Below are 21,663 nucleotides of genomic sequence, written 5' to 3'. Positions count from 1 at the left end.
TATACAAAATATGATCTTATGATGCATCCAGATACAGAAGTTCGTTTTATTAACGACGTGGTTGGCTACGGGGTGGTCGCGAAAAAATTTATTCCCCGCGGAACGATAACCTGGGTACAGGATGATCTGGATCAATTGCTTACAGAAAACGAGGTGGAGAAAATGCACCCCGATGTGCAGGAGCAGGTGGAAAAATATTGTTTCAGGAATAATAAGGGGCAACTGGTTTTATGCTGGGATCTTGCAAAATATGTCAATCATAGTTTTAATGCGAACTGCCTGTCTTCAGCGTATGATTTTGAGGTCGCGGTGCGGGATATTGAGCCGGGGGAGCAGCTGACAGATGATTATGGCTATCTCAACATATCTGAACCTTTTAAGGCAGTAGATGAAGGCACCGGCCGCGATACGGTTTATCCCGATGATCTTTTGAAATATCACGAGAAGTGGGACCGGCAGCTGGAAACAGCCTTTGAGAATTTTGAACACGTGGAGCAGCCGCTAATAAAATTCGTATCCTCTGCAGTTCTTGAAAAGATCAAATCAAGTCTGGCAAAAAATGAACCTCTGGATTCAATTTTAAATTTGTACTACGAGGAAAAATAAAAGGCAGAGGATCAAAAAATGTAGATTTTACCCCTTAATTTTGCCGAAAATTCTGCTTTGAAAATTCCTGTCTCCATTACCTCTGTGGCTTCTGTTTCTGCAATTGGATCAAAGCCTGAAGAGGTGTGGGAAAATTATCTTTCCAAAAATCATTTTTTAAAGAAGCACGACTTCAAAGGACAAACGTCCTTTGCCGCATTCCTGCCCGATTTCTTAAAGGAAAACCTTGAGGAGTTGCGAGCCGAAAATCCAAACTACAGAAATATTGATGATTCTGTGCTCTATGCTATGCAGGCCTCACGGCAGGCGGTGAAAATGGGCGGATGGCAAAAAGGGGAAAATATAGGAATAAACATTGGCAGCTCCAGAGGGGCAACTGGTCTTTTTGAGCAATACCATCAACATTTTTTAGAAGAAGGTAAAGCAGAAACTCTTGCCTCCCCTGCAACTACCCTGGGGAATATTTCCTCCTGGGTAGCCCAGGATTTACAGAGTTCGGGTCCCGATATATCTCATTCTGTGACCTGTTCCACAGGGCTTCATGCTGTGTTAAACGGCGTTGCCTGGTTGTCTTCAGGGATGGCCGATAAATTCCTTGCCGGGGGCAGTGAAGCTGCTCTAACACCATTCACTATTGCGCAGGTGCAGGCAATGAAAATAAATGCGAGGGAGGACCTCGATTATCCCTGCCAGGCACTTAACCTTCAAAAAGGGCAAAATTCGATGGTGCTTGGGGAAGGAGCCGCTACAATAGGTATGGAAGCAGGGGAGAAAAAAAATGCCCTTGCGGTAATTATTGGTGTAGGTTATGCAACAGAGAAACTAAAGCATCCTGTATCTATTTCGGCAAATGGCACTGCTTTTCAAAGATCCATGCAAATGGCTTTGGGAAGTTTGCCTCCGGGACAAGTGGATGCGGTAGTTATGCATGCTCCGGGTACCATTAAAGGGGATCTCTCGGAAGTTAGTGCTATAAAAGCCATTTTTGGAGAGCAACTTCCGGCGATGACTACCAATAAATGGAAACTAGGTCACACCTATGGCGCTTCCGGCGTACTTAGTCTGGAACTGGCAGTTATGATGTTGCAGTATCAAAAATTCATCCCGGTTCCCTTTGCTTCCGGAGAAAGAGAGCCTTCAGAATTAAAGAATATTATGGTAAACGCGGTTGGTTTTGGAGGCAATGCAGTATCGGTACTTGTGAGCCTTCCGAAGTAAAAAGTAAACTTTTTCAATTAAGCCCTTACATACAACGGCTTTTCATTATTTTTGAAGTAAATATCGTTTAATGGACACAACTAGACACAACTGGACCAGGGAGGAAATCCTTGAAATATATAACAAACCTTTTATGGACCTGCTTTATGAAGCAGCTACTGTTCACCGTCAAAATCACGACCCGAACACCGTCCAGGTTTCGACTTTATTATCAATTAAAACCGGGGGCTGTTCCGAAGATTGTGGCTACTGTCCACAGGCAGCGAGATATCATACTAACGTTGAAGGCAATGACCTTATGAGCGTGAGCCAGGTGAAAGCCCAGGCTATGAGGGCTAAAGAAGCCGGAAGTTCCCGTGTTTGCATGGGGGCTGCCTGGCGAAATGTTAAGGATGGACAGGAATTTGATGATGTGCTGGAAATGGTGAGAACCATTAATAGATTAGGTCTTGAGGTTTGCTGTACGTTGGGAATGATCACCGAAAACCAAGCAAAAAGACTTGCCGAAGCAGGTTTGTATGCTTACAATCACAACCTGGATTCTTCTGAGGAATATTATAAAGAAGTTATTTCTACCCGGGGTTACCAGGACAGGCTGGACACCATAGAAAATGTTCGAAAAACTGCCGTAACTGTTTGTAGCGGCGGAATCATTGGAATGGGAGAAAGCGCAGAGGACCGTGCAGGAATGCTGGTAGCTCTTTCAACGCTAAACCCACAACCCGAATCTGTGCCTATTAATGCTCTGGTGCCTGTTGAAGGGACGCCAATGGCCAAACAGAAGCAGGTTTCTATTTGGGAAATGGTGAGAATGATCGCTACGACCAGGATCGTAATGCCAGAAACTCAGGTAAGACTTTCTGCCGGAAGGACCCAGATGAGCAGGGAAGGACAGGCCATGTGTTTCTTTGCAGGAGCGAACTCGATTTTTGCAGGAGACAAGCTTTTGACAACGCCCAATCCCGATGTTAATGAGGATATGGAAATGTTCAAAACTCTGGGGCTAAACCCTCAAAAACCTTTTGTTAAGAAAGCTCAACCGCAGACGGTAGACGCAGAGAATTCTGAATACAGGGCTCTTGGAGAAAAACCAAGATGGACTAGACCGGGACATATTATCGAGCGTAATCTCGCTGCCCAGGGAAAGTCCAAAGCTTAAGTTTCTAATGATTTAGGGCAATTTACTGAAAGGGAAAAAGGAGAGAGCCTATGGAATTAGCTGAGATCCCGAGAGAAAAAAAGATATCTAAAAAGGATTTTTTAGAGAAGTATGTAAAGACACAAAAGCCGGTGGTAATCGAGCAGTTGATCGAAGACTGGCCGGCTTATACCAAATGGAACATTGAGTACCTTAGGGAAGTGGCGGGTGAAAAAACTGTCCCGCTCTTTGACGGTAAGCAACCAATTTCTTCCAAATACAAGTTTAATGAGCCGCATCTTCATATGAAGATGAGCGAATATCTGGATCTTCTGGAAAAAGGTCCTACCAGCTATAGAATCTTTCTTTATCACCTGTTGCGAGAAGTACCTGCCCTTCAAAAAGACATTCGGTATCCCAAAATTGGACTGCGTATCCTGAAGCAGATCCCAATGCTTTTCTTTGGTGGGGAAAATTCAAAGGTTTTTATGCATTACGATATTGACCTTGCCAATATCCTGCACTTCCATTTCCACGGGAAAAAGAGGTGTATCCTATTCCCTCCTTCAGAAACAAAATATCTTTACAAGGTGCCTCATGCGCTTATAGCCCGTGAAGATATTGACTTTACCAATCCTGATTTTAAAGCGTTTCCTGCCTTAAAAAATGCTAAAGGCATGGTGACAGAATTAAATCATGGGGAGACCTTGTATATGCCCGAAGGGTACTGGCATCAAATGACGTACCTCACACCAGGATTTTCCATGAGCCTGCGCGCTGCACCACGAAATCTTCAAAACCTTTGCAAAGCTCTTTATAATATCTTCTTTATGCGACATTTTGATAATGCCATGAGGAGCTGGAAAGGCCAGAAATGGATAGACTACAAAAATGCGCAGGCCGTAAAGAGGACGAACGAAAAGAATAAAATTTCCTGATCTTTCTCTGTCTTTTAGTATAGCTTCGTTTTAAAGTTTTCATAATTGGCTAAATTTAGTTTTTTGATTATCTGATAATCATGATATTAAGTCATAACCAAAAATAAACTTGAAATGAATAAAGAAGAGAATAAGAAAGCACAGGAAAAATTTGGAGATGCAATTAATTCAGGAAATCTGGAAAAGTTAAGGGAAGTTGTTGCACAGGATGTTGTAGACCACGATCCCGCGCCTAATCAAGGTCCGGGACCTCAAGGGTATATAGATTTCTTTGGCATGATGCGTAATGCCTTTCCAGATATGCAGGTGGAGGTAGAACACTTGGTTGCAGATGAAGACAATGTGGCTTTTGCCTACACCCTGACCGGAACTCATAAAGGGGAGTTTATGGGAGTAGAAGGAACAAACAAACCAATTAATGTGAGGGGTATGCAAATTAGTCGCTTTAAAAACGGTAAGATGGTAGAAAGATGGGGAAGTAGTGATGAGCTTGGAATCCTTAAACAAATAGGTGCAGATGTTTTGATCAAGAAGTAAGATCGTCAATAACCTCAAGTATAAGGTGAGATTCATATCCTTTTGAAGAGAGAAAATCATATAACTTTTTCTTCTTTTTGAAAGGATTTGTTTCTTTTATAAGAGGTATTTTTTTTTCGGCCAGAGCGTAGAGGGTACTTTTATAATCATTCTCGTTAATCTCGGTCATGGCAAGTCTAATAACGGGTGAAGAAACCTCCTTTAGCTTTAGTTCCTGTTTTATCTTGTGCCGTCCCCATTTCTTGATCCTGGATTTCCCTCGTACAAAACTGCGTGCGAAGCGTTCTTCATTTAGGAAGTTCTCCTGCATAAGCTTTATGATGATCTCTTCCCTTGCAGCCGGAATCATGCGCATTTGAGTTAATTTATCTTCCACCTCCTTTTGCGACCTGTCGCGGTAGGCACAGTATTGCATTAGCTTTAAAGTGGCTTCTTTTACGGTATAGGATTTTCCGGATTCTTTATTCAAGGTTCAAGATTTAAAATTCAAGATTCAGGATTCACTAATCAAAAATAGCTTTTTTTAAGATGAGGCAGTCCTGGTTATCGATTCTTGTAGCGAAGCGTGTATAAGTTCTGAAATTTTATAAATCTGAAAACTATAACCATTAAAAGGATTTTAGAAGGCTCTGCTAATGTTGAATCAAAGCAAAGATTTTATTTTTCAATTAGTACGGATAGAAGTCTTGGTTCTTGGCTCTAGAAGCGCAGCGATCTTGACTCTTTTCAGGCCATCACTATCTCAGATCTCATATCTAACATCTCATATCTATAAACAAAAAACGCCTCCCAAATTAATGAAAGGCGTCTCTTAATGTTATTGAATCACTTCCCCGTCAGTGTCGTGGAAATGATATTCAAGATACGTGTAAGCATCTCTGGGTACTATTTTTACCCACTTTTTGTGATCAAAGAACCACTTGGAGCGGGGTGATGGAAAACCTTTAGTTAAAAAGGCTGCTATAAAAGGATGAGCACTTAGCGTGATCTTTTTATAGTCTTTTTTAAGAAGCTTTTGCAGATCCTGGTTGATCCGGTTTACCAAAACTATTGGAGCTTCAATTTCTTCCCCGTTTTTGTTGGGGTTTTCTTCTCTCGTTTTGATATTCATTTCGGGTCGAACCCTCTGCCTTGTAATTTGTACAAGACCGAATTTACTGGGTGGCAAGATCTTATGCTTTGCCCGGTCGTCACTCATTTCTTCTTTGAGGTGATCATACAAAGCTTTTCTATTTTCGGCTTTGTTCATGTCTATGAAGTCAATCACAATAATTCCTCCCATATCGCGAAGGCGTAATTGGCGGGCAATTTCGGTAGCGCTAATGAGGTTTACCTCAAGGGCAGTATCTTCCTGATTCTTGGATTTGTTTGAACGGTTTCCGCTGTTCACATCAATGACGTGCATTGCTTCGGTGTGTTCAATGATCAGGTATGCGCCTTTGTTCATAGAAACAGTGCGGCCAAAAGTAGTTTTAATCTGTCGTTCAATCCCAAACTTTTCAAAGATGGGAATATTGGAGTCGTACAATTTTACAATGGATTCTTTCTTTGGGGCAATTTCGCCCACATAATCTTTAATTTGTGTGTACAAGGTTTCATCGTCAACGCAAATAGAGGAAAATGAATCATTGAAGACATCTCTAAGGATAGAGGATGCTCTGTTTAATTCGCCCAATACTTTTGATGGATGAGGTGCTTTGTACAGCTTTTTACACATTCCTGTCCAACGACTCATTAAATTCTGAAGGTCGTTATCCAGTTCTGCTACTTTTCTGCCTTCTGCTACAGTACGTACAATAATTCCAAAGCCCTTTGGTTTAATACTTTTTACCAGTCGTTTAAGGCGATCCTTTTCTTCTTTGCTTTCTATTTTTTGAGAAACAGAAACCCGGTTTGAAAAAGGGACCAACACGATGTAACGGCCCGGGAGGGAAAGTTCAGAACTTATTCGGGGGCCTTTGGTTGATATGGGCTCTTTTACTACCTGTACCAGTAGCGATTGATTTGATTTAATGACATCGGCAATGCTTCCGTCCTTATCAATATCTTTTTCTAAAGGAAAATCCGCGAGGGAATAATCCTTCAATTTACCTGTGCTTACACGTTTTATGAACTTTAACAAGGAAAGTACCTGCGGGCCCAAATCATGATAATGCAAAAATGCATCTTTGGTATAACCTACATTTACAAAGCCGGCGTTTAAGCCGGGGACAGATTTCCTTACTTTGGCAATAAAAATATCACCAACGGCAAAATTACTGTCGTCTTCTTCCTTGTTGAGTTCTACAAGTTTTCCATCTTTTAATAAGGCAAAATCTACAGCAGAGGAACCAGTTCGAATAATTAACTCTTTGTTCACTCTAAATTGATTTTTATCCCGTTGTATCGGGATGGATTAAACAATAAAATTCACAGGGTTTTTAAAATCCTGAAGAAATTTAAGTACAGCGTAAAACTGAATTTAAATCTCGATTTCAAAGAACGTTTTAAATAAAAAAAGTAGTATGAAAACTACTTCTTTTTCTTGTGACGGTTTGCTCTTGCTCTTTTCTTACGTTTGTGAGTAGCAACCTTATGTCTTTTTCTCTTTTTACCACTTGGCATAGTGTGACTTTTTAATTAATAATATTATTTTGGTACTGCCCTTAAGCAGCGTAAATTCTATTTTACTTCAACGTTAGATTTAACGCCTTCAACAAATACCTTAGCCGGTTTAAAAGCCGGGATATTATGAGCAGGGATCTTTATAGTAGTATTCTTAGAAATATTTCTTCCAGTCTTCTCTGCTCTCGTCTTGATGATAAAGCTTCCAAATCCTCTTAGGTACACATTATCACCAGCCTCTAATGAAGTTTTTACCTCTTCCATAAAGGTCTCAACAGTTGCCTGAACATCTCCCTTTTCCATACCTAGTTTTTCGGAGATTTTCGCCACGATATCTGCTTTCGTCATTTTCGTTTAATTTAATAAATGGGGTTTGTAAATTTTCGAGGGGCAAATATAAGAATTAAATCTGCAACTTTTTAATCCTAACCCATTAAATAGTAAGAGAATAAAGAATTATCATTGCACTTAAGAAAATTCGTTAATGTCTTTTGATAAAAACCTGATATATTGGTATTTAGAAAACAAGAGGGATCTTCCATGGCGTAGCACAAAAGATCCATACCAAATCTGGCTTAGTGAAATAATTCTTCAGCAAACCCGTGTTGAGCAGGGAAAACCATATTATTTTAAGTTCCTCAAGGCTTTTCCCACTGTATTTTCCTTAGCAAATGCTTCTGAAGAAGAAGTTCTAAAACTTTGGCAGGGACTGGGATACTACTCCCGGGCAAGAAATTTGCATTTCACTGCCCAATATATCGCATTTGATCTCGGCGGAAGGTTTCCTGCTTCCTACAGCGAGCTGGTAAAATTAAAAGGAGTAGGGGATTATACAGCCGCTGCAATAGCTTCCATTTGTTATGATGAACCCCAGGCGGCTGTAGATGGTAATGTTTATCGTGTGCTCGCCAGAATCTTCGGAATTAATACACCTACAAATTCCTCACAGGGTATAAAACAATTCAGGAATCTTGCTCAAGACCTTATAAGCAGGGAAGATCCTGCTAATTTCAATCAGGCGCTAATTGAATTTGGATCAGAGCAGTGCAAACCGCGAAATCCTCTCTGCAATTCCTGTCCCTTCTCAACCCGGTGCGTGGCTTTCAATCAGAACCGGATCAATGACCTGCCGGTGAAGTTGAAAAAGCTAAAGGTCAAAAAAAGACATTTTAATTACCTTGTTTATATTTCTGAAGAGGGTAAAACAATCATGCAGCAGCGGCGCGGAAAAGGAATATGGGAGGGGCTTTATGAATTTCCTTTAGTGGAGACAGCTACCGAAGCCGGTTTGGAACATCTGGTGGAGGAAGTTCCTGCTGCTTATGTCACTTCAAATAAAAAACCTTTGCTGTTCAATGAGGTGCCGATAGTACATAAATTAACACATCAACATATTTATACCAAATTCTGGATCCTGGAGTGCAAGGAGCTGCCACAGGAAGCTCTTTCTTTAGCCGAAGTAAATAAATTACCGGTCCCGGTTTTAATCGAAAATTTTATTGATACCTTTGATTTTTAAGCTCTTTTAAAATCGGCTCTTCAAAAATGACATTTTAGAAGGTGATTGAAGAGCAATTTTATTATTTTTAGATTATAACAAAAACTTCAAACCATGACCGGAACCTTAAATAAAGTAATGCTAATAGGCCACACGGGAGACGATGTGAAAATGCACTATTTTGAAGGAGGTGGATCCATTGGACGTTTTCCTCTGGCCACTAATGAAGTTTATACAAATAAAACCACTGGTCAAAAAGTAGAAAACACTGAGTGGCACAATATTGTGGTGCGAAATAAAGCTGCCGAAATCTGTGAAAAATATCTCAAAAAAGGGGATAAGGTTTATATCGAGGGAAGAATTAAAACCCGCAAGTGGCAGGATGACAAAGGAGTGGAAAGATATTCTACAGAAATTCAATGTACAGACTTCACATTTTTGACACCTAAAGATGCTACAGGCTCTGGAAGCAGTTCAGGTGCAGGTTACGGCCAGTCACAATCTCAATCCCAGGGGCAACAACAAAATGAGCCCCAGCAGAAGGCGCCTTCCAGCCAGCCTCAAAGTTTTACGCAGGAGGATGAAGACGACCTGCCGTTTTAAGTTTAATTAAAACTATAGAATTTGGATCCCGATCCTGCCAGTTTTATTTCCCTATTTGTTGATAACCTTTCGCAATTCTTTGGTATTGTTGCAGCCCTGCTTTTGCTGGTGTCCTCTGCGCTCATCTCTGGGGCCGAGGTAGCTTTGTTTTCGCTCACTCCGGCCGATTTTGAACCCGAGGAGGCAAAAAGGACGGTAAAAGAGCAAATCGTAATTGATCTACTGGATAAGCCAAAAAAGTTACTGGCCACCATTTTGGTTGCCAATAACATGATCAACATAGCTATTATCCTTTTGTTCGATAATCTCACAGATGAGGCTTTTGCCAATTTGGACACTGTGGTCATGGGTGTTGATCTTCAGTTTTTAATGGAGGTGGTGGTGGTCACCTTTCTTATCCTTCTTTTTGGAGAGATACTTCCCAAGGTTTATGCCAGCCGGAATAAGGTGATCTTTTCGCACTTTATGGCTTATCCTCTTAACGTACTCGATAAAGTATTTGCGCCCTTAAGCATTCCTATGAGGGCTATAACACTTCAAATTCATGAGCGATTAGGGAATCAACGAGCAGGACTTAGTGTTGATCAATTGTCGCAAGCCCTTGAGTTGACGAGTCATCATGATACTACCAGGGAGGAACACAAGATCCTTAAAGGAATTGTTTCCTTTGGTAACACAGATACCAAGCAGGTTATGCGGCCAAGGATGGATATTTTTGCACTAAATGAGAATCAACCATATAATGAGATAATTTCCGAAGTCATTGAAAATGGTTATTCCCGAATTCCCGTATATAAAGATAATATCGATAATGTGACCGGGATACTTTACGTTAAAGATTTACTGCCGTACCTGGAAGAGGAAGAATATGAATGGACTTCCCTCTTAAGGGAGCCATATTTTGTGCCCGAAAATAAAAAACTGGACGACCTTTTAAATGATTTCAAAATCAAAAAGAACCACCTGGCTATTGTAGTAGATGAGTACGGTGGAACCAGTGGCCTTATTTCTCTTGAAGACATAATCGAGGAGATCGTTGGGGATATAAGTGATGAGTTCGATGATGAAGATCTTATCTTTTCAAAATTAGATGAGAATAATTATGTTTTTGAAGGGAAGACTCCTTTGAAAGATTTCTACCGGGTAATAAAGCTTGATAACCCTGAATTGTTTGAAGAGAACAAAGGCGAAGCTGAAACCCTTGCCGGGTTCCTTCTTGAAATCTCCGGAAGCTTTCCCCGAAAAAATGATGTGATCGTTTTTGACGGCTATAGTTTTACGGTTGAAGCTGTTGATAAAAAACGGATCAAGCAAATTAAGGTGAATATCACGAAGTTATGAAAAAACTGATTTTTTTGATATTTTTGGGAAGTTTGTTCTCATGTGGAGATGAGGTACAGCCAAAACCTAATGCCTACCTGTCTTTGGATTATCCCGATGCTGAATATTCTACCTACTTGGACGAAAATTGTCCTTATAGTTTTGAAAAAAATTCCATTGCCACGGTAGCGCCTTCAAGAGCAGGTAATGAGTGCTGGGTAAATATTGAGTACAGGGATCTAAAGGGAACTATTTTCATCACCTATCAGCCAGTTCGCAATAACTTAGATTCCCTGCTTACCGATGCTCAGAAATTACCCTTACAACACACTATAAAGGCCGATGCGATAGAAGGTTCGGTTTACACCAATGATTTTCATAATACTTACGGCATGTTTTATCAGGTTGAAGGAAACGCCGCCTCTCAGGCTCAGTTCTATCTAACCGACAGCACCAGACATTTTCTCACAGGTTCGGTGTATTTCGAGGTACAACCAAATTTTGATTCCATTTTACCTGCCGCGGCTTATCTCAAAGAAGATATTAAGCACCTCATGGAGACGGTGGAGTGGAAGGATGGAATGCAGGATTAATTAAATGTCCCAGTTTAGTACTTTTGCGGGTTTAAAGCTCCAAAATGCCGAATAGTACTCTAAAGTGGATTTATCTTTGCCTGCTTGCCCTTGTTTGGGGTAGCTCTTTTATTTTAATTAAAAAAGGGCTGGTTGGTCTTACTCCCTTACAAGTAGGATCCCTCAGAACCGTCTTTGCTGCCCTTTTTCTTGCGGCCATTGGTTTAAGATCATTGAAACATATAAAAGGAAAACAGTGGATGTGGATAACATTTTCAGGTTTCTTCGGAACGTTTTTTCCTGCATATCTTTTCTCCTTTGCCGAAACTGAAATCGACAGCGCGATTGTATCTATTCTCAATTCAACCACCCCCTTACTATCTATGCTGGTGGGAATAGCACTGTTTGAAGCCACTTTTGTACGAAAGAAATTTGTAGGTGTTATGGTAGGTCTTCTGGGGACCACAGCTTTAATTTGGAGCGGAGCCACTGTGAACCCAGACCAAAATTACTGGTACTCCCTGCTTGTGATATTGGCCTCTCTTTTCTACGGAATTAATGCCAATGTTATTAAAAAACATCTTCAAACCTTGCCGGCACTGGCAATAACTACGGGCAATTTTATGGTGATCGTAGTCCCCGCACTTATCGTTTTGGCAACTACAGGATTCTTCTCTGCTGAAGTTCTTTCGGGGCCAAATATTCCGCTTAGTCTTTTATATATAGGTATCCTTGGAGTTGTAGGTACGGGGGCTGCATTGATCTTTTTCAATAAATTAATTCAAATCTCAGATCCCGTCTTCTCAACTTCGGTTACTTATCTTGTTCCAATCGTGGCGCTGGGTTGGGGATTTCTCGACGGGGAGAAATTTACATTGATTCAGCTATTTTCGGGGATAATAATTATTGTTGGGGTGCTTATCGTTAATAGCAGGAAAAAAAATGTCTAGAATACATTTGGTAGCTTTTTAACTATTTATTAACTTCACGTTAGTGTTGAACTTGAAATCCCTATATAATGAAGAAGAGATTATTTTTTGGTTTTGCGTTTTTCGTCGGATTTTCTCTTTTGGTTGCCTGGCAATTTGCTGCTGCCGAACTAGCTGATCTTCAGAAAGAAGTAGATGTGCCAATTGAAAAAGAAAATGTTGAAGTGGCTTCTTCTCCATCTAAAACGCCTTTGTTTATTTGAGTTGTTGCCCAAATTCAGTTTAAAGAAATGTTAATGAAATTACCCTTTTTGGAAGGGTAAAATTTTTTGCCACAAAAAAACCGGCACTTTGAAGTACCGGTTTCTTATTTTAGAGCCTTTTCTTTTTATTCAAAGTCGGCATCTGTAACATTCTCGTTCACCAGAATTTCACTCACCTGGAAGTCAAGAGTCATTGGTCCCATGCTCTGTGAAAGGCCAAATGGAAACTTTACACCTTCCACTTCACGATAATCACTATAGGTAATAGGAACAGTCATAGTTTGAGGTCCTTGCTTCATGGTTTTCACCTGCTTGATTTTCAATCCGCTCTCTTTGCTGTAGTAATTGGTGGTATTTTCATCCATCTTTACAGCATAAGCTTCTTCGCCGTCAACATCTTCAATACCAGCTAAAGTGGCATTTTCATTCATCATTTCCGGGAACGGGTGAGCTTCTGCCTTAGCGGCGGTCACCTGCTCTTCGGTAAAAGGGATCTTTTGCCCCTGGGCAGCAACAAAGCCGGTAGCTCCGTTAAAGATCTGCTTTTGCATCACATTACCAGCCATAGAAACCACGGTAGAAGATTTACCTGAAGATGTTACTTTAGTCTCCAGACCCATTTTTTGACCTTGAAGTTCTGCCTGTGCGATCATATATACAGATTCAATATCTTTAACAGCATCTTCTCCCCCAATTGCTTTAATGTATTCGTTGAAGATATTTTCAACGCTTACTGAAGGATCAATACTCTTGTTGTAATCTGGCTTCTCAATCGCATTAGTGTACTTGTCAAAATACTTCACCGGGATATCTTTACCGTTGTAGGTAAGATTCTCAAGTTTTTCGGCCACCTCACTACCTTTACCAACAACAATGATACGAGCATTGTCTGCCAGGTAGTACTTTTTAGCTACTCTTTGAATATCCTCTGTAGTTACTGCATTGATCTTTTTAAGATAAGTCTGATAAAAATCCTGTGGAAGATTATCTGTCTCAATGTTCAAGGCATATGCTGCAATAGTAGTAGGACGCTCAAGGGCAAGTACGAAATCCCCGGTGTATTTGGCTTTTGCATTAGCCAGTTCTTCTTCAGAAACTTTTTCGTTTCTAATTCTATGCAATTCATCCAGGAAGGCAACTACAGCAGAATCTGTTACTGCATTTCGAACACTTGCACTAGCCACAAATCTGGCTACATATTTATCATCTCCTGTGCTTGAATACGCACCGTAGGTGTATCCTTTGTCTTCACGAAGATTTAGGAACAATCTTGCTTCCCCACCACCACCAAGGATCTTGTTGGCGATCAATACTGGGAAATAATCGGGATCTCCCTTTTTTAATTGGATAGCATTTGTTACCTGTACCTCACTTTGCACTGCATTAGGAAAGTCAACAAAGTTCACCTGCGTCTCGGCTACGTTATTAACTTTGGGCATTGTGTTTTTTGGAAGTTCACTCTTTTTCCAGGAACCAAAGTTCTTCTTTACAAGTTTCTTTACTTCAGAAGGTTTTACGTCTCCTATTATAACCAGATATGCATTTTGGGGTGCATAGTAATTGTTGTAGAATTGCTTGACATCTTCCAGAGAAAGTCCTTCAACACTCTCTTTAGTTGTGAATTCACCGTAGGGATGATCTTTACCATAGGTCAAAGCACTGCTAATTCTTCGGGCATTTGAAGAAACATCTTTTTCTCCACTCTTCAGGTTTTCCAGCGTGCGCTCCTTTTCAGTTGCGAACTGTTCCTGGTTAAGATCTGGATTAAGGGCTCCTTTAGCCATTAATTCCAGAATTCGTGGGAAATATTTTGAAAGAGTATTTGCAGAAGCTCCCCGGGAGGAGAAATTCATGTTTGCGCCAAGGTAATCAACCTCTTCATTGAATTTTTCTTTAGGAATGTTTTTAGTCCCTTCTCCTAGCATGGCCCCGGTAAGGGTTGAAACACCCGCTTTATCTCCTTCAAATATAGGAGGGTTATCCATGGTAAGTACCATAGAAACTCTTGGTAACTTGTGGTTCTCAACCACTAGGACCTTAAGCCCGTTGTCCAAAGTAAAAGTTTCGGGTTTTTCCAGGTTGATCTCTGGTGCAGGTCCTGCCTTAGGCGGCGTGCTGCGGTCAATTTGAGCCTGGATTCCCGTGGTGGTAAGGAGTAAGACTGCTAAAGCTAATATTTTATTCTTCATTTTAATCAATTTTTATTTTGTTATTCAGAGTCTTTCTTGGGAAGGTATTCTAATTCCACACGCTGATTTGGATTGAGATATTTTTTAGCTACATCTCTTATTTCCTCTCTTGTAATGGATCGGTAGATGTCGATCTCTTCGTTGATAAGATCGGTATTCCCATAAAGCATCTGGTAAGTGGCTAAAGAACCGGCAATACCTGCAACACTGCTGTTTGAGTTAACAAATCTGTTCTCAAACTTATTCTGAAGTTTCTCATATTCTCTCTGGCTAATTAATTCAGTCTGAAGTTTAGTGATCTCCTCATCAATTTCAGAAACCAGAGTATCCAAAGGAGTTTCTGCCAATGGAAGAGCGAAAACGACATACTGTCCATAATCTTTTTGAGCAAGGTTAACTGCCGCTACCTCCAGCGCCTGCTTTTGCTCATCAACCAGTTTCTTGTATAATCGGGAAGATTTTCCGTCAGAAAGCACAGACGATACCATGTCAAGTACATAAGCGTCCCTCTCGGTCATACCGGGAGTTCTGTAACCAAGAAGGATAGCAGGGATTTGAATGTTTGAATCATATGCTGTAGCCTCAATGGTTTCAGTAATAGGCTCTTCTTGAGGGAAGTTTCGGGTTACTTCTTCTCCGGCAGGAATAGGACCAAAATAATCCTGGATCATTTTTTTAGTTTCAGAGATATCAATGTCACCTGCAACCACCAAAGTGGCATTATTTGGTTTGTAATAGATGTCGAAATATTGCTTAAATTCTTCAAGAGTAGCAGCATCAAGATCCTCCATGTAGCCTACGTTTGGATCCTTGTATGGGTGCTTTTCAAAAAGCTTGGAAGAGATCTCGTTGATAAGATTTCCATAAGGGGCATTATCGTAACGCATTCTTTTTTCTTCTTTTACAACCTCATTCTGAGTGTCAACTCCAGATTGTTTGATTACAGGATGCATCATTCTTTCAGATTCCATCCATAATCCCAGTTCAAGATTGTTTGACGGGAATATCTCGTAATAGTAAGTGCGGTCATTGGAAGTGTTGGCATTGTTTGATCCTCCATTCGAAGAAACCATTTTAAACCATTCTCCCTGGCCAATATTTTCTGTGCCCTCAAAAAGTAGATGTTCGAAAAAGTGGGCAAAACCAGTTTTGTTGTTAATTCGGTCTTTTCCTCCCACGTCATACATTACGGCGGTGGTTACCACGGGTGCAGAATTGTCCTGATGAAGTATTACATCAAGACCATTATCGAGCGTGTACTCGACAAATTCAACTTCCTGTGCCATTCCTGTTAATCCCAGGAATAAGCCAAAGGCAGCTAATTTAAGTTTGTTGATCATTATATAAAGGTTTATTATTAAATACGTTTGATAAGTAGTGCTAAAGGCTGTTTTGTTACAAAGTTTTTAGAATTTAATTTTCCTGAGAGTTGTTTAAAATTCTAAATTAACAAGCTATTAAGGCATATTTCCTCTTATTTTTTGGAAATTTATAAATAATCATAAAAAACAACTACATGAAAAGATCATCTGTTCCATTACTCTATGGGATTTTTATAGCCGTGGCATTAATCGTCTACTTCTTGTTGTTGTCAATATTTGACCTGCACAGGAATCCTGTTTACAGCGTCTTCAACATGGTCATTACTGCCGGGGGAATATTTTTAGCCATAAAAAAATACAGAGATAAAAAGGCCGGGAAATTCAAATATCAAAAAGGATTTATGGCTGGTTTAACTACCGGGTTTATAGCCACTGTTATTTTCACCGCATTTTTTGCGGTTTATACAAGTGAACTTAATCCACGGTTTTCGGAAGAATTAATTACCATGTGGGAAACAGATTGGTTTGTTAACATAGGTATGCTTGTTTTCACTGTTGCCCTTATGGGGTTTGCAACTTCTCTGGTGGTCACTTTAGCTATTATGCAACTTTACAAACCTTCCTGGAATACTTCCGAAGGAAAAAAACATACCTATTGATAAAGCCTTTGCAAATTAATTAATTAGGAGTATATTTGCACCCGCCTTGAAAAATCTCAGGGCGAGAACGTAAACCCTTAATTAAGACGCTATGTACGCAATTGTAGAGATAGCAGGGCAGCAATTTAAAGTTGCAAAAGACCAAAAGGTATTTGTTCACAGGCTTGCAGGAGAAGAAGGAGACAGTGTCTCTTTCGATAAAATTCTTCTTACAGGTGATGGTGATGACATTACTCTTGGCGCCCCAGCTATAGAAGGAGCTTTGGTTGAAGCAAAAATCACCAGACACCTTAAAGGAGACAAAGTCATTGTTTTCAAGAAGAAAAGAAGAAAAGGTTACCGGGTAAAGAATGGTCACCGCCAGGCACTAACCGAAATTTCTATTGAAGGAATTTCTGTTAACGGTAAAAAAGCAACTTCAGAAGAAGCAAAATCTACTAAAGATGACGCTTCAAACAATGATCTTAACAACAACACAGTTGTTGAATTAAGAGAAATGGCTAAAGAAAAAGGGATTGAAGGTTATTCTTCAATGAAAAAAGCCGAATTAATAGCTGCTTTAAGCTAAACGTTGAACAGTAAAAAGTAAAATAAAATGGCTCACAAAAAAGGAGTTGGTAGTTCCAAGAACGGTAGGGAATCTGAATCGAAACGCTTAGGTGTGAAGATCTTTGGAGGACAGGCTGCCATTGCAGGGAACATCATCGTTAGACAAAGAGGTACTGCTCACAATCCAGGTGAGAATGTGTATGCAGGAAAAGACCATACTTTACATGCCAGAGTTGATGGTCTTGTGAAATTTACTAAAAAGAAAGACAATAAGTCTTACGTTTCTATAGAACCGTTCGAGGCTTAGTATTATTTCTTTTATAGATATTGAACCCTTCTGAATTTATTCAGGAGGGTTTTTTTTATCTTTAGAGTAATCAACACTCTAAGAAGATGGATTACATCACAATTTATTCAACAAAGGACAAAAATGAAATTGATGTCCTGCAAAGGGTCTATAGCGAAGAAGGGATTGATCACCGCCTGGATGATACAGACGAGATAGGGGAGGTGAAAAGAATACAGGTTGCCGAGGGTGACAAGACGCGGGCCCGCGAACTTCTTGACCAAACAGGTTTTCTCACTGCGAGCCAGGCTCATGCCCCGGTTCATCGCCGTATGCCTGGGAAGAAATGGATCTTCATCTTTTTGGCTGCGTTTATTATCATCATAGTAGCCATGGTTATCCTCATGTTTATGAATGTGGAATAAAAGGTTCTTTCCCATCTTAAAAAGTAAAACCTGTAATGGCTTTTATTACCGTCTATCAAACCGCACAACAGAACCAATTATTGCTGCTTAAAAATATCTTTGAGCAGAACAATTTGCGGTACAGGATCCTTGATGAATCTTCTAATACTAATTTTGCCATAGGTGTCAGGGTGCAGGTGCATGAAAATGATGTGAAACGGGCCGAAGGGCTATTGCGGGTTAATGGTTTCATACAAGACCCCGCTCCCGGAACGGGAGAAGTATCTATGTCCCAATTCTGGCTCTGGTTTGTTATTGCTATGATATGCCTGGTGATAGCAGCTTTTCTTATTAATTTGTGGATGTCTTAAGTAGATCTTTTTCTTCTTATTTTTTATATCATAAATATTTAAGGTTAAAGTAATTCATGGCAGCTAGAAGCAATTCTTTTTGTTAGCTTTATGTATCTAACTAAAAATAAATTAATTATGAGAAAACTAATTTTATGCTCTGTATTATCTCTGGCTTTTTTAACAACGAGTTGTTTAGGTTCCTTTAGTGCCTGGAATAACCTTAGGGATTGGAATGAAGATGCGGCCGACAACAAATTTGTCAATAACGCTATATTTTGGGGATTAAATATCATCCCTATTTATCCACTCTTTTATGCAGGAGATGTGTTTATTTTTAATCTGGTCGAATTCTGGACCGGCGAAAATCCTATAGCCATGAATGAGGGGGAAGTGCAAAAACAGCTTATCGAAAGAAATGGAGTGAATTATGAAATGATCGCCACTAAAAATGAGATCAGGATCAAAGTGCTATCGGGAGAAAGAGAAGGGAAAGAACTTAAAATGGTTTTCGATCCTGCAGATAAGTCATGGAATGCCGTTAAGGATGGGGAGAAAATCAAACTTTCTTCTTATGAAGAAGGATTTTACATTGTTTACTTGCCCGACGGCGAAGAAGTAAGGATCAAGAATGATGTGTCAAAAGAAGAAGGTCTGGCTGTTTTAAACGGAAAGATCGCTCTTTATGAAGAATGCATGCTGGCCAGTACAAAGTAAATTAAATAAATTAGATTTTTAGAGCCTTCGGGAATTTCGGAGGCTTTTTTAATTCACTTATACTTTGTTACAATCCCGCTGCTATGAAAATAAAAGAACCCTTCAAAAATAGCATTTTGAAGGGTTCTTTTTTGAATTAATGAAATCTGAGATTCAATATCTCAAATCTCAAATCTCAAATCTAATATCTATAGTACTCAGGTTTAAACGGTCCTTCTACCGTCACTCCGATGTATTCGGCCTGCTCTTGAGAAAGACTGGTTAATTCCACTCCAATCTTTTCAAGGTGTAATGCAGCTACTTTTTCATCCAAGTGCTTCGGAAGCATGTAAACCTTGTTTTCGTATTCCCCGTTGTTGTTCCAAAGCTCCATTTGCGCCAGAGTCTGGTTGGTGAAGGAGTTACTCATTACAAAGCTGGGGTGTCCTGTGGCACAACCAAGGTTCACAAGACGACCTTCAGCAAGAAGAATTATATCTTTTCCATCGATGGTATATTTGTCTACCTGTGGCTTAATCTCAGATTTTGTGTTTCCGTAGTTGTCATTCAGCCATGCAACCTGGATCTCATTATCAAAGTGTCCAATGTTGGCAACAATGGTTTTATCTTTCATCGCCTTAAAATGCTCGGCACGAACAATGTCCTTGTTTCCGGTTGTAGTAATTACGATATCGGCTTTTGGAAGCACTGTCTCCAGTTTCTTAACTTCAAATCCGTCCATTGCAGCTTGTAATGCACAAATTGGATCGATCTCGGTCACGGTCACGATTGAACCTGCACCTCTAAAAGAAGCAGCCGTACCTTTACCTACATCCCCGTATCCACAAACCACAACTCTTTTTCCGGCTAGCATAACATCTGTAGCACGACGAATAGCATCTACCGCACTTTCTCTACATCCATATTTGTTGTCGAATTTCGATTTAGTAACAGAGTCGTTTACATTGATCGCAGGCATAGGAAGCGTTCCATTTTTCATGCGCTCATAAAGCCTGTGAACTCCGGTAGTGGTTTCTTCAGAAAGTCCTTGGATCCCTTCAGCTAGTTCCGGGTACTTGTCCAAAACCATATTAGTAAGATCTCCTCCGTCATCAAGGATCATGTTTAGCGGCTTGCGTTCTTCTCCAAAGAATAAGGTTTGCTCTATGCACCAGTCAAATTCTTCAGCATTCATTCCTTTCCAGGCATACACCGGAATACCTGCAGCGGCAATCGCAGCGGCGGCTTGATCCTGGGTAGAAAATATATTACAAGAGCTCCAGGTTACTTCTGCACCCAGGACTACAAGGGTTTCAATTAGAACAGCAGTCTGGATGGTCATGTGAAGACAACCGGCAATACGCGCACCCTTTAATGGCTGCTCTTTTCCATACTCCTCGCGCAGGGACATAAGTCCCGGCATTTCGGCTTCGGCCAGTTCGATCTCTTTTCTTCCCCATTCTGCCAGGGAAATATCTTTCACTTTATATTTAGTGTAAGGCACTGTTTTCGTTGACATATTATTATATTTGATTTAGCATTTTCAGAAATGCAAAAATACAGAATATCTAAGAGTTATATATGCCCCTTTACAAAAGAATAACAATAAATCATGCTACTAAAGTGCTCATTTGGAAGATCGAAGAGCCTTTTGAAGAGTTAAGTAAAGGTATGGAACTCACTCCATTGTGCAGGGAGCGAGTGGACGGCATGAAAAGCGATATTCATCGCCGTGGTTTTATGAGCGTGCGGCATCTCCTTGCCCAGGAAGGCTACCAGGACAGCGATCTCTACTATGATGAGGCAGGTAAGCCACACCTAAAGGACGGCCGGTTTATCTCGATTACTCACTCCTTTAGTTTTTCAGGAATTATTCTTAGTGACCGGGAGGTGGGGATCGATATTGAAAAGCAGCGGGAAAAGATACTTTTGATCGCCCATAAATTTACTCCTATAGAGGAATACAGGACCCTCGCCAATAACGATGCCTTAGTGAGGAAGCTCACCATAGTGTGGGGCGCCAAAGAAGCGGTTTACAAGCTGTATGCCCAGCCAAAAGTAAGCTTTTTGCAACATATTAATATTACCGACTTTGATTTCGAAGATCAAAAAACAACCGGAAAAATCACTTTTAATGGGGAGACGAACTGGTTTGAATTTGAATTTCTCGAATTTGAAGGCTTCACCTGTGTCTATACCCTTAGACAGATCTCCTAATGCCCAAAGTGCTCGAGGAAATCATTTTTGCTGAAAAATCTAATAAGAGATTACTGGCAGTGCTTATCGATCCTGAAAAATTTGATTCTTCCAACGCTCAAAATTTCTTTCGGAAAATACCATTTTTGACTACCCATATTTTCATTGGCGGGAGTACGGCTACCCCTGAAGAGCTGGAGAATTGTACTAAAGCTATTAAGGCGGTAACCAGTTTACCTGTAGTTTTGTTTCCCGGTGATCACCAACAAATTTCAGCCAAAGCCGATGCATTGCTTTTCCTTAGCCTGCTCTCGGGAAGGAATCCCGATTATCTAATTGAACAGCAGGTGAGATCTGTGCCTCTTTTACGTGAGAGCGGCCTTGAAATTATTCCCACGGCCTATCTGCTTGTTGATGGCGGAAAAGAATGTGCGGTTCAACGGGCGAGTAGAACAACTCCACTCTCGCAGGAAGACGTTCAGTTAATAGTAGATACTGCCCTGGCGGGGGAATATTCGGGAAAGCAACTTATTTACCTCGAAGCCGGAAGCGGCGCGGAAATTCCCGTGGGCTCCGAGATAATTTCTGCAGTAAAAGAAGCAGTGCAGATCCCGGTCATTGTGGGAGGTGGAATAAGGAATCGCTGTCAGTTTGAAGCCGCTTATGAAGCGGGAGCAAATATGGTGGTGATAGGTACTGCCTTCGAAAAAGGGGATTTTTTCCTGTAAATTCTCCTTCAGCCATTTCGAAAGTTTTGAAAAAGGCCGGTTTTACGCCTTAATCTTC

25 protein-coding genes are annotated in these 21,663 nt (G+C 40.5%); 19 read left to right on the top strand and 6 right to left on the bottom strand.

The window, feature by feature from the left end; translation table 11 throughout:
• Positions 1–18 precede the first annotated feature (18 nt).
• From OU683_RS03870 to OU683_RS03850, 5 genes are all read left to right on the top strand, one after another.
• Positions 19–606 carry an SET domain-containing protein gene (locus OU683_RS03870; protein WP_268135402.1) on the top strand — a complete coding sequence of 196 codons (588 nt, stop codon included), beginning with the start codon at positions 19–21 and terminating at the stop codon, positions 604–606.
• 57 nt (positions 607–663) lie between these two features.
• Positions 664–1,824 carry a beta-ketoacyl synthase N-terminal-like domain-containing protein gene (locus OU683_RS03865; RefSeq protein WP_268135400.1) on the top strand — a complete coding sequence of 387 codons (1,161 nt, stop codon included), beginning with the start codon at positions 664–666 and terminating at the stop codon, positions 1,822–1,824.
• 70 nt (positions 1,825–1,894) lie between these two features.
• On the top strand, positions 1,895–2,983 hold the full coding sequence (gene bioB / locus OU683_RS03860) for a biotin synthase BioB (protein WP_268135398.1): 1,089 nt from the start codon (positions 1,895–1,897) through the stop codon (positions 2,981–2,983).
• Between the two features lie 50 nt (positions 2,984–3,033).
• Positions 3,034–3,900, top strand: a complete 867-nt coding sequence (locus OU683_RS03855; RefSeq protein ID WP_268135396.1) for a cupin-like domain-containing protein — start codon at positions 3,034–3,036, stop codon at positions 3,898–3,900.
• A 114-nt stretch (positions 3,901–4,014) separates the two neighbouring features.
• Positions 4,015–4,437: an ester cyclase gene (locus OU683_RS03850; RefSeq protein ID WP_268135394.1), complete on the top strand. Its 423-nt coding sequence runs from the start codon at positions 4,015–4,017 to the stop codon at positions 4,435–4,437.
• Here OU683_RS03850 and OU683_RS03845 read toward each other — a convergent pair.
• The 3 genes from OU683_RS03845 to OU683_RS03835 form a co-directional block, all read right to left on the bottom strand.
• Positions 4,427–4,906 (bottom strand): regulatory protein RecX, encoded by a 480-nt coding sequence (locus OU683_RS03845; protein WP_268135392.1) that lies wholly within the window; start codon positions 4,904–4,906, stop codon positions 4,427–4,429. The two genes, OU683_RS03850 and OU683_RS03845, sit on opposite strands and share 11 nt — an antisense overlap.
• Positions 4,907–5,254: 348 nt before the next feature.
• Positions 5,255–6,796, bottom strand: a complete 1,542-nt coding sequence (locus tag OU683_RS03840; protein WP_268135377.1) for a ribonuclease E/G — start codon at positions 6,794–6,796, stop codon at positions 5,255–5,257.
• 302 nt (positions 6,797–7,098) lie between these two features.
• On the bottom strand, positions 7,099–7,389 hold the full coding sequence (locus OU683_RS03835; RefSeq protein WP_029033986.1) for an HU family DNA-binding protein: 291 nt from the start codon (positions 7,387–7,389) through the stop codon (positions 7,099–7,101).
• Between the two features lie 136 nt (positions 7,390–7,525).
• Here OU683_RS03835 and mutY point away from each other — a divergent pair, with 136 nt between their 5' ends.
• From mutY to OU683_RS03805, 6 genes are all read left to right on the top strand, one after another.
• Positions 7,526–8,560: an A/G-specific adenine glycosylase gene (mutY, locus tag OU683_RS03830; protein WP_268135337.1), complete on the top strand. Its 1,035-nt coding sequence runs from the start codon at positions 7,526–7,528 to the stop codon at positions 8,558–8,560.
• A 93-nt stretch (positions 8,561–8,653) separates the two neighbouring features.
• Positions 8,654–9,142, top strand: a complete 489-nt coding sequence (locus tag OU683_RS03825) for a single-stranded DNA-binding protein (RefSeq protein ID WP_268135335.1) — start codon at positions 8,654–8,656, stop codon at positions 9,140–9,142.
• A gap of 21 nt (positions 9,143–9,163) precedes the next feature.
• Entirely contained in the window at positions 9,164–10,483 is a 1,320-nt protein-coding gene (locus OU683_RS03820) for a gliding motility-associated protein GldE (RefSeq protein WP_268135333.1), read from the top strand.
• Positions 10,480–11,055, top strand: coding sequence for a gliding motility lipoprotein GldD (gene gldD / locus OU683_RS03815; protein WP_268135331.1), 576 nt, complete (start codon positions 10,480–10,482; stop codon positions 11,053–11,055). The genes OU683_RS03820 and gldD overlap by 4 nt, the downstream gene beginning before the upstream one ends.
• A 44-nt stretch (positions 11,056–11,099) precedes the next feature.
• A complete protein-coding gene (locus OU683_RS03810) occupies positions 11,100–11,984 on the top strand; it encodes a DMT family transporter (RefSeq protein ID WP_268135329.1) in 885 nt (294 codons plus the stop codon).
• A gap of 68 nt (positions 11,985–12,052) precedes the next feature.
• Complete coding sequence (locus OU683_RS03805; protein ID WP_268135327.1) at positions 12,053–12,226, top strand: hypothetical protein; 174 nt, start codon at positions 12,053–12,055, stop codon at positions 12,224–12,226.
• Between the two features lie 125 nt (positions 12,227–12,351).
• Here OU683_RS03805 and OU683_RS03800 read toward each other — a convergent pair whose 3' ends face one another.
• Positions 12,352–14,415 carry a M16 family metallopeptidase gene (locus tag OU683_RS03800; RefSeq protein WP_268135325.1) on the bottom strand — a complete coding sequence of 688 codons (2,064 nt, stop codon included), beginning with the start codon at positions 14,413–14,415 and terminating at the stop codon, positions 12,352–12,354.
• Between the two features lie 20 nt (positions 14,416–14,435).
• Entirely contained in the window at positions 14,436–15,755 is a 1,320-nt protein-coding gene (locus OU683_RS03795; protein ID WP_268135323.1) for a M16 family metallopeptidase, read from the bottom strand.
• Positions 15,756–15,931: 176 nt separating this feature from the next.
• Between OU683_RS03795 and OU683_RS03790 the strand changes: the two genes are divergently transcribed.
• From OU683_RS03790 to OU683_RS03765, 6 genes are all read left to right on the top strand, one after another.
• Positions 15,932–16,396, top strand: coding sequence for a DUF4199 domain-containing protein (locus OU683_RS03790; RefSeq protein ID WP_268135321.1), 465 nt, complete (start codon positions 15,932–15,934; stop codon positions 16,394–16,396).
• A 91-nt stretch (positions 16,397–16,487) separates the two neighbouring features.
• Positions 16,488–16,964 (top strand): 50S ribosomal protein L21, encoded by a 477-nt coding sequence (gene rplU, locus OU683_RS03785; protein ID WP_268135319.1) that lies wholly within the window; start codon positions 16,488–16,490, stop codon positions 16,962–16,964.
• 27 nt (positions 16,965–16,991) lie between these two features.
• Positions 16,992–17,252, top strand: coding sequence for a 50S ribosomal protein L27 (gene rpmA, locus OU683_RS03780; protein ID WP_228913598.1), 261 nt, complete (start codon positions 16,992–16,994; stop codon positions 17,250–17,252).
• A gap of 86 nt (positions 17,253–17,338) precedes the next feature.
• Entirely contained in the window at positions 17,339–17,656 is a 318-nt protein-coding gene (locus OU683_RS03775) for a hypothetical protein (RefSeq protein ID WP_268135316.1), read from the top strand.
• 35 nt (positions 17,657–17,691) lie between these two features.
• Positions 17,692–18,006, top strand: a complete 315-nt coding sequence (locus OU683_RS03770; RefSeq protein WP_268135314.1) for a putative signal transducing protein — start codon at positions 17,692–17,694, stop codon at positions 18,004–18,006.
• Between the two features lie 117 nt (positions 18,007–18,123).
• On the top strand, positions 18,124–18,702 hold the full coding sequence (locus OU683_RS03765; protein ID WP_268135311.1) for a DUF3332 domain-containing protein: 579 nt from the start codon (positions 18,124–18,126) through the stop codon (positions 18,700–18,702).
• Between the two features lie 181 nt (positions 18,703–18,883).
• Here the strand turns inward: OU683_RS03765 and ahcY are convergent, their stop codons facing one another.
• Positions 18,884–20,200 carry an adenosylhomocysteinase gene (gene ahcY / locus OU683_RS03760; protein ID WP_268135308.1) on the bottom strand — a complete coding sequence of 439 codons (1,317 nt, stop codon included), beginning with the start codon at positions 20,198–20,200 and terminating at the stop codon, positions 18,884–18,886.
• 62 nt (positions 20,201–20,262) lie between these two features.
• Between ahcY and OU683_RS03755 the strand changes: the two genes are divergently transcribed.
• Positions 20,263–20,898: a 4'-phosphopantetheinyl transferase family protein gene (locus tag OU683_RS03755; RefSeq protein ID WP_268135305.1), complete on the top strand. Its 636-nt coding sequence runs from the start codon at positions 20,263–20,265 to the stop codon at positions 20,896–20,898.
• A complete protein-coding gene (locus tag OU683_RS03750; protein ID WP_268135303.1) occupies positions 20,898–21,605 on the top strand; it encodes a phosphoglycerol geranylgeranyltransferase in 708 nt (235 codons plus the stop codon). Before OU683_RS03755 ends, OU683_RS03750 begins: the two co-directional genes overlap by 1 nt.
• Positions 21,606–21,663 lie beyond the last annotated feature (58 nt).

The sequence above is a fragment of the Salinimicrobium sp. TH3 genome (assembly GCF_026676115.1).
GTDB lineage: Bacteria > Bacteroidota > Bacteroidia > Flavobacteriales > Flavobacteriaceae > Salinimicrobium.
This window is presented reverse-complemented; position numbering and strand designations above follow the sequence as displayed.